The organism is Streptomyces sp. NPDC008079, assembly GCF_042957385.1.
Classification (GTDB): Bacteria; Actinomycetota; Actinomycetes; order Streptomycetales; family Streptomycetaceae; genus Actinacidiphila.
This window is the reverse complement of the sequence record NZ_JBIBIC010000002.1, coordinates 410,611-424,138: the sequence shown is the minus strand read 5'-3', so window position 1 is coordinate 424,138 and position 13,528 is coordinate 410,611. Positions and strand designations below refer to the sequence as shown.

General features: G+C 71.2%; 13 protein-coding genes. 6 read left to right on the top strand and 7 right to left on the bottom strand.

All coding sequences use genetic code 11. The features are described 5' to 3' along the window. The first annotated feature begins 142 nt into the window (after positions 1 to 142). The 5 genes from tkt to pgl are packed head-to-tail and all read left to right on the top strand — an operon-like array spanning position 143 to position 6,748. Entirely contained in the window at positions 143 to 2,245 is a 2,103-nt protein-coding gene (tkt, locus tag ACFZAM_RS08865) for a transketolase (protein ID WP_391044100.1), read from the top strand. A gap of 34 nt (positions 2,246 to 2,279) precedes the next feature. Continuing rightward, positions 2,280 to 3,398 carry a transaldolase gene (tal, locus tag ACFZAM_RS08860; RefSeq protein WP_355333874.1) on the top strand — a complete coding sequence of 373 codons (1,119 nt, stop codon included), beginning with the start codon at positions 2,280 to 2,282 and terminating at the stop codon, positions 3,396 to 3,398. 10 nt (positions 3,399 to 3,408) lie between these two features. Then, positions 3,409 to 4,938, top strand: coding sequence for a glucose-6-phosphate dehydrogenase (zwf, locus tag ACFZAM_RS08855; protein WP_391044285.1), 1,530 nt, complete (start codon positions 3,409 to 3,411; stop codon positions 4,936 to 4,938). Then, positions 4,935 to 5,972 carry a glucose-6-phosphate dehydrogenase assembly protein OpcA gene (gene opcA / locus ACFZAM_RS08850; RefSeq protein WP_355333876.1) on the top strand — a complete coding sequence of 346 codons (1,038 nt, stop codon included), beginning with the start codon at positions 4,935 to 4,937 and terminating at the stop codon, positions 5,970 to 5,972. The genes zwf and opcA overlap by 4 nt, the downstream gene beginning before the upstream one ends. After that, positions 5,969 to 6,748 carry a 6-phosphogluconolactonase gene (gene pgl / locus ACFZAM_RS08845; protein WP_391044097.1) on the top strand — a complete coding sequence of 260 codons (780 nt, stop codon included), beginning with the start codon at positions 5,969 to 5,971 and terminating at the stop codon, positions 6,746 to 6,748. Before opcA ends, pgl begins: the two co-directional genes overlap by 4 nt. Before the next feature lie 84 nt (positions 6,749 to 6,832). Here the strand turns inward: pgl and pgi are convergent, their stop codons facing one another. The 4 genes from pgi to ACFZAM_RS08825 form a co-directional block, all read right to left on the bottom strand. Next, entirely contained in the window at positions 6,833 to 8,491 is a 1,659-nt protein-coding gene (pgi, locus tag ACFZAM_RS08840; protein ID WP_355333880.1) for a glucose-6-phosphate isomerase, read from the bottom strand. 75 nt (positions 8,492 to 8,566) lie between these two features. Then, positions 8,567 to 8,689 carry a hypothetical protein gene (locus ACFZAM_RS08835; protein ID WP_391044095.1) on the bottom strand — a complete coding sequence of 41 codons (123 nt, stop codon included), beginning with the start codon at positions 8,687 to 8,689 and terminating at the stop codon, positions 8,567 to 8,569. Positions 8,690 to 8,783: 94 nt separating this feature from the next. Continuing rightward, entirely contained in the window at positions 8,784 to 9,548 is a 765-nt protein-coding gene (locus ACFZAM_RS08830; protein ID WP_355333884.1) for an SIS domain-containing protein, read from the bottom strand. Between the two features lie 211 nt (positions 9,549 to 9,759). Beyond that, a complete protein-coding gene (locus tag ACFZAM_RS08825) occupies positions 9,760 to 10,797 on the bottom strand; it encodes a BadF/BadG/BcrA/BcrD ATPase family protein (protein ID WP_355333887.1) in 1,038 nt (345 codons plus the stop codon). Positions 10,798 to 10,867: 70 nt separating this feature from the next. On the opposite strand from ACFZAM_RS08825, the gene ACFZAM_RS08820 reads away from it, so the two are divergent. Next, positions 10,868 to 11,734: a MurR/RpiR family transcriptional regulator gene (locus tag ACFZAM_RS08820; RefSeq protein WP_188284199.1), complete on the top strand. Its 867-nt coding sequence runs from the start codon at positions 10,868 to 10,870 to the stop codon at positions 11,732 to 11,734. Positions 11,735 to 11,844: 110 nt separating this feature from the next. Here the strand turns inward: ACFZAM_RS08820 and ACFZAM_RS08815 are convergent, their stop codons facing one another. From ACFZAM_RS08815 to tpiA, 3 genes are all read right to left on the bottom strand, one after another. Then, the gene (locus ACFZAM_RS08815) at positions 11,845 to 12,180 is read right to left on the bottom strand and encodes an RNA polymerase-binding protein RbpA (protein ID WP_073497103.1); all 336 of its coding nucleotides are present in this window, start codon (positions 12,178 to 12,180) and stop codon (positions 11,845 to 11,847) included. A gap of 170 nt (positions 12,181 to 12,350) precedes the next feature. Continuing rightward, positions 12,351 to 12,587 (bottom strand): preprotein translocase subunit SecG, encoded by a 237-nt coding sequence (gene secG, locus ACFZAM_RS08810; RefSeq protein ID WP_355333892.1) that lies wholly within the window; start codon positions 12,585 to 12,587, stop codon positions 12,351 to 12,353. Between the two features lie 153 nt (positions 12,588 to 12,740). Further along, positions 12,741 to 13,526 carry a triose-phosphate isomerase gene (tpiA, locus tag ACFZAM_RS08805; protein ID WP_391044090.1) on the bottom strand — a complete coding sequence of 262 codons (786 nt, stop codon included), beginning with the start codon at positions 13,524 to 13,526 and terminating at the stop codon, positions 12,741 to 12,743. Between the last annotated feature and the right edge of the window lie 2 nt (positions 13,527 to 13,528).

The window sequence follows — 13,528 nt, the reverse complement described above, 5'->3', positions numbered from 1 at the left end:
AGGAGGCGAAGACCGGCGTACCGGGGCAGGATCGAAAAGGTGAGCGCCTGTACGGCGGTAGGCTCGACAACGCCGGGTAGGCACCACGTCACCGGCGTTTTCAACATGTGGACAAGCATGTGGAGAGGAGCCCTGACCCAGGGTGAGCAAGCAGCCGACCACCACAGACCTCGAGTGGACCGATCTGGACCGGCGGGCCGTTGACACCGCCCGCGTCCTGGCCATGGATTCCGTGCAGAAGGTCGGCAACGGCCATCCCGGCACGGCGATGAGCCTGGCCCCGGCGGCCTATCTGCTGTTCCAGAAGGTCATGCGGCACGACCCGGCGGACGCCGACTGGGTCGGCCGGGACCGCTTCGTGCTCTCCGCGGGGCACTCCAGCATGACCCTCTACACGCAGCTCTACTTCGCCGGTTACGGCCTGGAGCTGGCCGATCTGGAGGCGCTGCGGACCTGGGGTTCGCAGACCCCCGGCCACCCGGAGTACGGCCACACCAGGGGCGTCGAGACGACGACCGGGCCGCTCGGCCAGGGCGTCGCGAACGCGGTCGGCATGGCGATGGCGTCCCGTTACGAGCGCGGCCTGTTCGACCCGGACGCGGCGGCCGGCACCTCGCCGTTCGACCACACCATCTGGGCCGTCGCCGGTGACGGCTGCCTCCAGGAGGGCATTTCCGCCGAGGCGTCCTCCATGGCCGGTCACCAGAAGCTCGGCAATCTCGTCCTGCTCTGGGACGACAATCACATCTCCATCGAGGGCGACACCGAGACCGCCGTCTCCGAGGACACCGTCAAGCGGTACGAGGCGTACGGCTGGCACGTCCAGCGCGTCACTCCGCTGGAGAACGGCGACCTCGACGTGCACGCCCTGCACGCCGCGATGCTCGCCGCGAAGGCCGAGACCGAGCGCCCGTCGTTCATCGCGGTCCGCTCGATCATCGGCTGGCCCGCGCCGAACAAGCAGAACACCGGCGCCGCGCACGGCTCGGCGCTCGGCGAGGACGAGGTGCGCGCCACCAAGGAGATCCTGGGCTTCGACCCGGACAAGCACTTCGACGTGGCCGAGGACGTCATCACGCACACGCGTGCGGTCGGCGACCGCGGCCGCGAGGCCAAGGCGGAGTGGGAGAAGTCCTTCGCCGCCTGGCGGACCGCCAACCCCGAGCACGCGGCGACGTACGACCGGATCGAGGCCGCCGAGCTGCCCGAGGGCTGGGAGCAGCACATCCCCGCCTTCGAGACCGGCTCCTCGCTCGCCACCCGCGCCGCGTCCGGCAAGATCCTGGAGGCGCTGGGCCCGGTCATCCCCGAACTGTGGGGCGGCTCCGCCGACCTCGCCGGGTCGAACAACACGACGATCGACAAGAATTCGTCGTTCCTGCCGACGGGCAACCCGCTGCCGGGCGCCGACCCGTACGGCCGTACCGTGCACTTCGGTATCCGTGAGCACTCGATGGCCGCCGAGATGAACGGCATCACGCTGCACGGCAACACCCGGGTCTACGGCGGCACCTTCCTGGTCTTCTCGGACTACATGCGCAACGCGGTCCGGCTGTCCGCGCTGATGCACCTGCCGGTGACGTACGTGTGGACGCACGACTCAGTCGGTGTCGGCGAGGACGGTCCGACGCACCAGCCGGTGGAGCACCTGGCGTCGCTGCGCGCGATCCCCGGTCTCAACGTGGTGCGGCCCGCCGACGCCAACGAGACGGCCGTCGTGTGGCGCGAGGTGCTCAAGCGCTGGACGAAGGTGTTCGGCAAGGGCGCGCCGCACGGCCTGGCGCTGACCCGGCAGGGCGTGCCCACGTACGAGCGCAACGAGGACGCGGCGCGCGGCGGTTATGTGATGTTCGACGCGACGGACGCCGACGGCGCGGCGACCGCGCCGCAGGTCGTCATCATCGGCACCGGTTCCGAGGTGCAGCTCGCGGTGGGCGCGCGTGAGCAGCTCCAGGCGGCCGGGGTGCCGACCCGCGTGGTGTCGATGCCGTGCGTGGAGTGGTTCGACGAGCAGGACCAGGAGTACCGCGACAGCGTGCTGCCCAAGGACGTGAAGGCGCGGGTGGCGGTCGAGGCAGGTATCGGTCTGACCTGGCACCGCTTCGTGGGTGACGCGGGACGCATCGTCAGCCTTGAGCACTTCGGTGCCTCGGCCGACGGCAAGGTGCTCTTCCGTGAGTTCGGGTTCACCGCGGACGCGGTGGCCGCCGCGGCCCGGGAATCACTCGACGCCGTTGATCGCTGACGCAGGTAAACGACAAGTAGGAGATGCAAATCCCATGACAGACGCACTCAAGCGCCTCTCCGACGAAGGCGTCGCGATCTGGCTGGACGACCTGTCGCGCAAGCGCATCACGTCCGGCAATCTGGCCGAACTCATCGACGAGCAGCATGTGGTGGGTGTCACCACCAACCCGTCGATCTTCCAGAAGGCGATCTCCCAGGGCGACGGCTACGACCAGCAGCTCGCCGACCTCGCCGCCCGGCGGCTGACGGTCGACGAGGCGATCCGCATGATCACCACCGCGGACGTCCGGGACGCGGCCGACATCCTGCGGCCGGTCTTCGACCGGACCGACGGCCAGGACGGCCGGGTCTCGATCGAGGTCGACCCGCGGCTGGCGAACAACACGAAGGCCACCGTCGCGGAGGCCAAGCAGCTCGCGTGGCTGGTCGACCGGCCGAACACGCTGATCAAGATCCCGGCGACGCCCGCGGGGCTGCCCGCGATCACCGAGGTGATCGGCAAGGGCATCAGCGTCAACGTCACGCTGATCTTCTCGCTGGAGCGCTACCGCGGTGTGATGGACGCGTACCTCTCCGGTCTGGAGAAGGCCAAGTCCGCCGGGCTCGACCTGTCGCTGATCCACTCGGTCGCCTCGTTCTTCGTGTCCCGCGTGGACACCGAGATCGACAAGCGGCTGGAGAAGCTGGGCACCGACGAGGCGAAGGCGCTCAAGGGCAAGGCGGCCGTCGCCAACGCGCGGCTGGCCTACGAGGCGTACGAGGAGGTCTTCTCCTCCGACCGCTGGCTGGCCCTGGAGAAGTCCGGCGCCAACAGGCAGCGCCCGCTGTGGGCCTCGACCGGCGTCAAGGACCCGGCCTACTCCGACACGCTGTACGTCACCGAGCTGGTCGCGCCGAACACGGTGAACACCATGCCGGAGGCCACGCTGGACGCCACCGCCGACCACGGCGAGATCACCGGCGACACCGTGACCGGCACGTACGCGCAGGCGAAGGCCGAGCTGGCCGCCGTGGCGGCGCTCGGCATCTCCTACGACGACGTCGTGCAGCTCCTGGAGGACGAGGGCGTCGAGAAGTTCGCGACGGCCTGGAACGAACTGCTGGCCTCCACCCAGGCGGAACTCGATCGGCTCGCTCCTTCGGAGGCCTGAGTTGTCCACGCTGACATCTTCGGAAGGCAACCCGCTGCGGGATCCGCTGGACCGGCGGCTGCCGCGGATCGCGGGCCCGTCCGGCCTGGTCATCTTCGGCGTGACGGGCGACCTGTCGCGCAAGAAGCTGATGCCGGCCGTGTACGACCTGGCCAACCGCGGTCTGCTGCCGCCGGGCTTCGCCCTGGTCGGCTTCGCCCGCCGCCAGTGGGAGAACGAGGACTTCGCCCAGGAGGTCCACGACGCGGTCAAGGAGCACGCGCGCACGCCCTTCCGTGAGGAGGTGTGGCAGCAGCTCGCCGAGGGCTGCCGCTTCGTGCAGGGCGACTTCGACGACGACACCGCCTTCGAGACGCTGAAGGCGACCATCGAGGAGCTGGACAAGGCGCGGGGCACGGGCGGCAACTTCGCCTTCTACCTGTCCGTACCGCCGAAGTTCTTCCCCAATGTGGTGCAGCAGCTCAAGAAGCACGGGCTGTCGGACGGCACCGGGGACTCCTGGCGGCGCGCGGTCATCGAGAAGCCGTTCGGCCACGACCTGGCGAGTGCGATGGACCTCAACCAGGTGGTGCACGAGGTCTTCCCGCCCAACGAGGTCTTCAGGATCGACCACTACCTGGGCAAGGAGACCGTCCAGAACATCCTGGCGCTGCGCTTCGCCAACACGATGTACGAGCCGATCTGGAACCGGTCGTACGTCGACCACGTCCAGATCACCATGGCCGAGGACATCGGCATCGGCGGCCGGGCCGGGTACTACGACGGCATCGGCGCCGCGCGCGACGTGATCCAGAACCACCTGCTGCAACTGCTGGCGCTGACCGCGATGGAGGAGCCCGGCTCCTTCCACCCGAAGGCGCTCACCGCGGAGAAGCTGAAGGTGCTCAGCGCGGTCGTCCTCCCCGACGACCTCGGCAAGAACACCGTGCGCGGCCAGTACGCGCACGCCTGGCAGGGCGGCGAGGAGGTGCTCGGGTACCTGGAGGAGGACGGCATCGACCCCAAGTCCAAGACCGACACCTACGCGGCCGTGAAGGTGGAGATCAACAACCGGCGCTGGGCGGGTGTGCCGTTCTACCTGCGGACCGGCAAGCGGCTGGGCCGCCGCGTCACCGAGATCGCGGTGGTCTTCAAGCGGGCGCCGTATCTGCCGTTCGAGTCCGGGGCCACCGAGGAGCTGGGGCAGAACGCCCTGGTCATCCGGGTGCAGCCGGACGAGGGCGTGACGGTGCGGTTCGGTTCGAAGGTGCCCGGCACCTCGACCGAGGTCAGGGACGTGACGATGGACTTCGCGTACGGCGAGTCCTTCACCGAGTCCAGCCCGGAGGCGTACGAGCGGCTCATCCTCGATGTGCTGCTCGGTGACGCCAACCTCTTCCCGCGCCACCAGGAGGTCGAGATCTCTTGGACGATCCTCGACCCGATCGAGGAGTACTGGGACAAGCACGGCAAGCCCGCCCAGTACGCGTCCGGCACCTGGGGACCGGTCGAGGCGGACGAGATGCTCGCACGAGACGGCAGGAGCTGGCGTCGGCCATGAAGATCGATCTGACGGACACCACGTCCGCGAAAATCAACTCGGGTCTGATCCAGGCCCGGCGGGCGATCGGCACTCCCGCGGTCGGGATGGTGCTGACCCTGGTCATCGTCACCGACGAGGGCAGTGCCTACGACTCGCTCAAGGCCGCCACCGAGGCGTCCAAGGAGCACCCGTCGCGGATTCTGGTCGTCGTCAAGCGGCCGGGCCGTTCGCCGCGGGACCGGGCGAGCGCCCGGCTCGACGCGGAGGTGCTGGTCGGCTCGGAGGCGGGCACCGGCGAGACCGTGATGCTGCGGCTGCACGGCGAGCTGGCCAACCACGCCGAGTCGGTGGTGCTGCCGCTGCTGCTGCCCGACGCCCCCGTGGTCGTCTGGTGGCCGGACAACGCGCCGGACAACGCGGCGGAGGACCCGCTGGGTCGCCTCGCGCAGCGCCGGATCACGGACGCCGCGGCGGCCGAGGACCCGGTGGCGTCGCTCGGCGTCCGCGCGGCCAGTTACTCGCCCGGCGACACCGACCTGGCCTGGACCCGGATCACCCCGTGGCGTTCGATGCTCGCGGCGGCCCTGGACCAGAAGCACTCGAAGATCACCGACGCGATCGTCGACGGCGAGGCGTACAACCCGAGTACGGAACTGCTCGCGCTGTGGCTCGCGGACCGGCTGGGTGTGCCGGTGGAGCGCAGGGTCTCCGACGGCCCCGGCATCACCGCGGTGCGGCTGGCGACGGCCGACGGCGACATCTGTCTCGACCGGGCGGACGGCGCGCTGGCGGAGCTGGCGATGCCGGGTCAGCCGGACCGGCATGTGGCGCTCAAGCGGCGTGAGACCTCCGAGCTGATCGCGGAGGAGCTGCGCCGTCTGGACCCGGACGACATATACCGCTCCACCGTGCAGTTCGGGGTCAAGCACCTGGTCAACAACCCCGGCGGCGCGGAGACGGTGAGCCCGGACGGCACCGTCACGGCGAAGGACAAGACGCCCAGCGCCGCCAAGCGGGCCGCCGTGGCCAAGAAGGCGGAGAGCGCGAAGTGAGCACGCCACAGGTGGTCGTCCACCGGGACAAGGAGCTGATGGCGCAGGCCGCGGCGGCCCGGCTGATCACCAAGGTCGTGGACGCCCAGGCCGCCCGTGGCACCGCTTCGGTGGTGCTCACGGGCGGGCGCAACGGCAACGCCCTGCTCGCCGCCCTCGCCGCGTCCCCCGCGCGTGACGCGGTGGACTGGGCGCACCTGGACCTGTGGTGGGGCGACGAGCGGTTCGAGCCGGACGGCGACCCGGAGCGCAATGTCACGCAGGCCCGCGCGGAGCTGCTGGACGCGGTCCCGGTCGATCCGTCGCGGGTGCACGCCATGCCCGCCTCGGACGGGCCGTACGCCGGCGCCGACGAGGCGGCCGAGGCGTACGCGGCGGAGCTGGCCGCGGCGGCGGGTCCCGAGGACCGGCTGCGGGTGCCGGCCTTCGACGTGCTGATGCTGGGGGTGGGGCCCGACACGCATGTGGCGTCGCTCTTCCCCGAGCACCCCGCGGTGCGGGAGAGCGAGCGGACGGTCGTCGGTGTGCACGGCGCTCCGAAGCCGCCGCCGACCAGGATCTCGCTGACGCTGCCCGCGATCCGCGCAGCCCGCGAGGTGTGGCTGCTGGCGGCGGGCGAGGACAAGGCTTCGGCGGTGGCCCTGGCGCTGTCGTCCCCGGGTGAGTTGCAGGCGCCCGCCTCGGGCGCCTACGGGCGGTCCAGGACCCTGTGGCTGCTGGACCGGACCGCGGCGGCCAAGCTCCCGCCGCAGCTGTATCCGCCGGCCTCGTCGTAGGCCGTCCGAGCGGCCCTCGGCCTGGTCGCTCGCCACCGCGGCGGTTCACCGGATCTCCGGTGAACCGCCGCGGTGCGTGGTGCCTCAGCGACCGCGCAGCTCGCGGTACTTGGCGACCAGGGCCGTGGTGGAGGCGTCCAGGCCGGGGACTGCGGTGCCCTCGGCGAGGGCGGGCTCGACGCGCTTGGCGAGGACCTTGCCCAGCTCGACGCCCCACTGGTCGAAGGAGTCGATGTTCCAGACCGCGCCCTGGACGAACACCTTGTGCTCGTAGAGGGCGATGAGCTGGCCGAGGACGGACGGCGTCAGCTCGGTGGCCAGGATGGTGGTCGTGGGGTGGTTCCCGCGGAAGGTCTTGTGCGGGACCAGCTCCTCGGGCACGCCCTCGGCCCTGACCTCGTCCGGCGTCTTGCCGAAGGCCAGCGCCTGGGTCTGCGCGAAGAAGTTCGCCATCAGCAGGTCGTGCTGGGAGGCGAGCGGCCCGAGTTCGTCGACCGGGCGCGCGAAGCCGATGAAGTCCGCGGGGACGAGCTTGGTGCCCTGGTGCAGCAACTGGTAGTACGCGTGCTGCCCGTTGGTGCCCGGCGTGCCCCAGACGACCGGACCCGTCTGCCAGGTCACCGGGTTGCCCTGCCGGTCCACGGACTTGCCGTTGGACTCCATGTCGAGCTGCTGGAGGTAGGCGGTGAACTTGCTCAGGTAGTGGCTGTACGGCAGCACCGCGTGCGACTGCGCGTCGTGGAAACCGCCGTACCAGACGCCGAGCAGGCCGAGCAGGAGCGGGACGTTCTCCTCCGGCGGCGCGGTCCTGAAGTGCTCGTCGACCAGGTGGAATCCGGCCAGCATCTCGCGGAAGCGGTCGGGGCCGATGGCCAGCATCAAGGAGAGGCCGATGGCCGAGTCGTAGGAGTACCGGCCGCCGACCCAGTCCCAGAACTCGAACATGTTCTGGGTGTCGATGCCGAAGTCGGCGACCTTCTCCGCGTTGGTGGACAGCGCCACGAAGTGCTTGGCGACCGCGGACTCGTCGGCGCGCAGCTCGGTGAGCAGCCAGTCGCGGGCGGAGGTGGCGTTGGTGATGGTCTCGATGGTGGTGAAGGTCTTCGACGCGATGATGAACAGCGTCTCGGCCGCGTCCAGGTCGCGGACCGCCTCGTGCAGGTCGGCGCCGTCCACGTTGGACACGAAACGGACCGTCAGACCGCGGTCGGTGTAGGCGCGCAGCACCTCGTAGGCCATCGCGGGGCCGAGGTCGGAGCCGCCGATGCCGATGTTGACGACATTCCTGATCCGCTTGCCGGTGTGGCCGGTCCACTCCCCCGAGCGCACCCGGTCGCAGAAGACCTGCATCTTGTTGAGCACGGAGTGCACGGCGGGCACGACGTCCTGGCCGTCCAGCTCGATCACCGCGGAGCGCGGGGCGCGCAGAGCGGTGTGCAGGACCGCCCGGTCCTCGGTGACATTGATCCGCTCGCCGCGGAACATCGCGTCACGAAGCTCGAACACCCCGGTCGCGGCGGCCAGTTCGCGCAGCAGCCGGAGCGTCTCGTCCGTCACGAGCTGCTTGGAGTAGTCCAGGTGGAGGTCACCCACTTGGAGGGTGTAACGGCTGCCCCGCTCGGGGTCGGCCGCGAACAGATCCCGCAGGTGCGCGTCCGCCAGTTCCTCGCGGTGCTTGCCGAGCGCGTGCCATTCGGCACGCTGGTCGAGAGCCTTCGGGCCCTGCGCGTTCGTTTCGGACATCAGTCCACTTCTCCTCGTCCTCGCTGCACGCCCCACGCTAATTGATGACACGCCGGAACGAGACGAGGGCGGGCATCAGGAAGGCGTGCGGTTGGCGGCGCTGACCCGGCCGAGCAGGTCCGCCGGGGTGCGTTCCTGGAGGAGCGTCACCTCACTGACGTTCCGCGCCGTGCCGAGAGCGCCGGATACGGCCGTCACGGTGACCGCGGCGGGCCGGGTCCGCCGCGCCGGGGCAGCGCGGCGGACTCGGCGAGCGCGGGCGGCTCGGTGGCGCGGGAGAAGTGGCGGCGGGTCAGAAACCGCCGCGGTGCAGGCGGCCCGCGTAGCGCTCCTCCAGGACGGCGTTGCGCTCGAAGCCGCCGGGCAGATTCGCGGAGATGTAGACCGGCGCCTCGTGCCCCTCGGCGGTGAGCAGGCCCACGCACTCGGCGACGACCATCTGGACCAGCAGGGCCGAGGTGATGGTGGAGACACCGCACAGCGCGCCGCCGTCGGGCAGCGGGAGCAGGGCGTCACCGGCGGGCGCGCAGTTGTCGAGGACGGCGTCGGCGATGTCCGCGAGCCGCTTGCCGCTGGGGTGCAGGGCGGGCACGGCGCGGGTGTGGGTCAGCGAGGTGAGGGCGACCAGCGGATGCCCCGCCTCCTTGACCTGGAGGGCCATGTCCACCACGGAGTTGTTCACACCGGAGTTGGAGACGATCACGAACAGGTCCCGCGGGTGCGGCGTCGACAGGTCGTACAGCCGCCTGGCCAGGCCGGGGGAACGTTCCAGCAGCGGGTCGTCGAGCACCGAGCGGTCCTCGCCGCCGCGCAGCACGAGGTCGGCGAGGCCGATCCGGTTGGTGGGGATCAGGCCGCCCGCGCGGCCGACGATCTCCAGGACGGTGGCCTGGGAGTGGCCGGTGCCGAAGCCGTGGATCACACCGTCGGCGGCCACGCAGTCGGCGAAGAGCCGTCCCGCGGCGGCGACGGAGTCCTTGTTGGCCGCGATGGCGCGCTCGACGGCGGCGCGCCCCTCGTCGGCGAACCGGGCGGCGCTGAGCTGTGCGTCGGCCATGGCCGAGCCCCCTTGGTGGGTCGGGTGGTGAGATCGGTGGCCGGTTCGGCTCGATCAACCATCTTTGAGATGGTCCGATGAAACAATGAACCACCCTTCGCGCCGCCGTCAAGACACCCCGGCGCCGCCGCGACCCCGCGAGGAACCCGGCCTCACCACAGAGGACCCCTCGCCCCAGAGGGCCCCGCCCTCACACCAGCGGCCCCCGCCCTCACAGCAACAGCCGTGCCAGCGCCGCCGCCCCCACTCCCCCGTTCGCCACCGGGAAGACCCGCAGCGCGAGCCCGTCGAGCCGGGCGACGACCCGGTCGAGCAGCGGGCCGCCGGGCCCGAGCAGTCCGCCGGTGAGCACCAGCGGCTCCCCCGGCCGCGGCTCCAGCGCCCGTACGGTCGCCACCAGCAAATCGGCCGCGCCGTCCAGCAGCCGCAGCGCCACCGCGTCGCCCTCGTCCGCCGCCTCCACCGCCTGCCTGCTGAGCTGCGCGAGCCGGGCGGGCGTCTGCTCGTACGCGCTGGTCACGATGGCCTCGCTGAGATCCGCGCGCGCCTCGCCGTCGGGCAGTGGCCGTTCCGCGCCGTCCAGGCGCCCGGTGCCGCCCAGCCGCTCGTACGCGCCCGGCGGCAGATAGTGCGCGGCGACCCTGGCGACCAGCGAGGTCCAGGGGCCGCGGCCGTCCAGCGCCTCCAGCGCCGCCCGCACCGCCCGGCCGCCGAGCCAGAAGCCGCTGCCCTCGTCGCCGAGCAGCCAGCCGTGGCCGTCCACGACCGCGGAGCGGCGTCTGCCGGTGAGCCGGGTGGCGATGGCGCCGGTGCCCGCGATCAGCACCAGGCCGTCGCCGGGCGCGCCGGGCGCGGAGGCCAGCGCGACCTCGGTGTCGCCGCCGACGCCGATCGCGGCGCCCGTGATGCCGTTGGCGGCCAGCGCGTCGGCCAGACAGGACAGCGCGAGGCCGTGGCCGCGCTCGGCGCCGAGCCCTTCCGCGGCGCCCGCGAAGCCGCCGTAGACCGCGGCGACCCGCCCGCGCAGGTCGGCCGGGACCGCCTGGGCGACCGCGTCCGTCAGGTGCCGGGTCAGTTCGGCCCGGCCGACGCTCAGCGCGTTGCCCGGCCCCCCGGTGCCGCGGCCGAGCACGACGACCTCCGCCGGACCCCCGGCCGTCTCCGGCGCCGCCTCCGCCAGATACGCGCGGCTGCTGGTACCGCCCGCGTCGATGCCGATCACAAGCGGTCGGCTGTAGATTTCACTCATTGCCACGAATGGTGGTTGATAGATTCACCCGCAGGCAAGTCCTCAAGCCGTCCAGCCGAGACGAGTCACCATGATCACCGCGTTGATCCGCTCCGAACTGCCCCGGATGTCCGGTTCCCTGCGCAAGGTGGGCGAGCTGGTGCTGGCCGACCCGGTCGCGGCGACGCACGGCTCCGCGGCCGAGCTGGGTCGGCGCACGGGCACCTCGCAGGCCACCGTCACCCGCTTCTGCCGGGCGCTCGGCCTGGACTCGTACCAGCAGCTCCTGATCGAGCTGGCGCAGGAGCAGGGCCGCAGCGAGGCGGAGCCCCGTACGGCGGCGCTCGGGCCGCAGATCGGGCCCGAGGACGACCTGGAGCAGGTGATCGGGGTGGTCGCGGAGGCCGATCTGCGGGCGCTGCGGCAGACCGCCGACCGGCTGGACCGCGAGGCACTGGAACGGGCCGCGCAGACGCTCGCGAAGGCCCGCAGGATCGACGTCTACGGCGTCGGCGGCTCGGGGATCGTGGCCAGGGAGACCGAGGCGCGGCTGTACGGCATCGGCTGCGCCGCGCACGCCTGGACCGAGGTGCACGCGGCGGAGACCTCCGCGGCCCTGCTGACGCCCTCCGACGCGGTGGTGGCCATCTCGCACTCGGGCGCCACCCGGGAGGTGCTGGAGCCGCTGCGGCTGGCCGCGGAGCGCGGCGCCGTCACCGTGGCCGTCACCGGCGACCCGCGCTCGCCGATCGCCCAGGCCGCCGACGTACGCCTCACGTCCACCTCGGGCGAAACCAGCTTCAGGCGCGGCAACTTCGGCACCCGCCACTCCGTACTGCTCATCGTGGACTGCCTGTACGCCCGCGTCGCGCAACTCACCTACGAACGGGCTACGGCCTCCATCGCGTTGACGGGCCATATCGCGGACGCGCACGCGGCCCGGCCGCGCCGCCGCTGAGACGCCCGCCGCGGAGCGTGCCGTGAAAAAACAGAAAGCCCTCGGTCGCCGGGCGGGCTCAGAGGTCTGAGCCCGCCCGGCAACCGAGGTCCGGGACTTCCCTGATCTCGCTAGATCTCGCCGCGGAGCTTCGCCAGCGCCTCGGCGAGGATCGCCTCGCCGTCGGCGGCGCTGCGCCGCTCCCGCACGTAGGCGAGGTGGGTCTTGTACGGCTCGGTACGCGGCGGCGCCGGCGGATTCTCCTCGTCCTGCCCCGCCGGGAAGCCGCAGCGTGGGCAGTCCCAGGTCTCCGGGATCTGCGCGTCGCTGGCGAAACTCGGCTGGGTCTCGTGCCCGTTCGAGCACCAGAAGGAGATGCGGAGGCGCGGCGCGGACTCGCCGCGCTCGGCCTCTCCCATCGGCCCCGCTCCGACCCGACTTCCACGGATCGCGTTGCCACTTGCCACGGTCGTAACTCCCTGCGTGATGGTGCTGCGAGGTCGCCAGTTTACGGAGACCTTACGTGCCGTCCAGTGGCAGGCGCTCGACCTGTCCCCCGAGGACGTCTCCCCATAGTAAGCCGGGGTGGCGACGAGGCGTCAGTTCTCCCTGGATGCGCGGGAGTCGAACGTCGGCCCTACTTCTGGAACTTCATCACCAGGCCAAGGGTGACAATGCAGGCGAACCACAGCAGACCGACCACGACGGTGATCCGGTCGAGGTTGCGCTCGGCCACCGAGGAGCCGCCGACGGAGGACTGCATGCCGCCGCCGAACATGTCCGAGAGGCCGCCGCCCTTCCCCTTGTGCATCAGCACGAGCAGCAGAAGCAGCAGGCTGAAAATGATGAGGGCGATGGAGAACCCGATGACCACGGCTGGACCAACTCTCTCGACTACATGACAACGGCGCGGGGCCGGACGGCGCGGTCACGCCGGTCCGGCCCCGACAGGGTACTTCCTGAGGGGCGTGTCAGCCCACTGCCCGGTGCCCCGGCTCACTGTCCGTGGCCGCGGGCCCCGGTTCCGTCACTGGTCGCGGAACCGGACGATCTTGACGAACTCCTCGGCGTCCAGTGCCGCGCCGCCCACCAGGGCGCCGTCCACGTCCGGCTGCGCCATGATCGCGGCGACGTTGCCGGACTTCACGGAGCCGCCGTACTGGATGCGCACGGCGTCCGCCAGCTCCTGGTCGTACAGCTCGGCCAGCCGCCCGCGGATCGCCCCGCAGACCTCCTGCGCGTCCTCGGGGGTGGCCACCTCGCCGGTGCCGATCGCCCAGACCGGCTCGTACGCGACCACGATCGTGGCGGCCTGCTCGGCGGGGATGTCCTTCAGGGCGCCGTCGAGCTGCGCGAGGGTGTGCGGGACCTGCTGGCCGGCCTTGCGGACGTCCAGGCCCTCGCCGACGCACAGGATCGGGGTGAGGCCGTTCCTGTAGGCGGCCTTCACCTTGGCGTTGACGACGGCCTCGTCCTCGCCGTGGTACTGGCGGCGCTCGGAGTGCCCGATCGCCACGTACGCGCACTTCAGCTTGGCCAGCATCGATCCGGAGATCTCGCCGGTGTACGCGCCGGAGTCGTGCGCGGACAGGTCCTGGGCTCCGTACTTGATCTTCAGCTTGTCGCCGTCGACCAGCGTCTGTACGGAGCGCAGGTCGGTGTACGGCACCAGGACGGCGACCTCGACCGCGTCGTAGTCCTTGTCGGTGAGCGCGAAGGCGAGCTTCTGGACGTGCGCGATGGCCTCGAGGTGGTTGAGGTTCATCTTCCAGTTGCCCGCCATCAGCGGGGTGCGGGTGCTCTGCTCGGTCATCT

Excerpts from the sequence above, each read along its gene's own strand:
- ACFZAM_RS08825 (WP_355333887.1), bottom strand. The coding sequence starts at position 10,797 with ATGAGTGAAATCTACAGCCGACCGCTTGTGATCGGCATCGACGCGGGC.
- ACFZAM_RS08830 (WP_355333884.1), bottom strand. The coding sequence starts at position 9,548 with ATGGCCGACGCACAGCTCAGCGCCGCCCGGTTCGCCGACGAGGGGCGC.
- tpiA (WP_391044090.1), bottom strand. The coding sequence starts at position 13,526 with ATGACCGAGCAGAGCACCCGCACCCCGCTGATGGCGGGCAACTGGAAG.
- pgi (WP_355333880.1), bottom strand. The coding sequence starts at position 8,491 with ATGTCCGAAACGAACGCGCAGGGCCCGAAGGCTCTCGACCAGCGTGCC.
- ACFZAM_RS08820 (WP_188284199.1), top strand. The coding sequence starts at position 10,868 with ATGATCACCGCGTTGATCCGCTCCGAACTGCCCCGGATGTCCGGTTCC.
- tal (WP_355333874.1), top strand. The coding sequence starts at position 2,280 with ATGACAGACGCACTCAAGCGCCTCTCCGACGAAGGCGTCGCGATCTGG.
- opcA (WP_355333876.1), top strand. The coding sequence starts at position 4,935 with ATGAAGATCGATCTGACGGACACCACGTCCGCGAAAATCAACTCGGGT.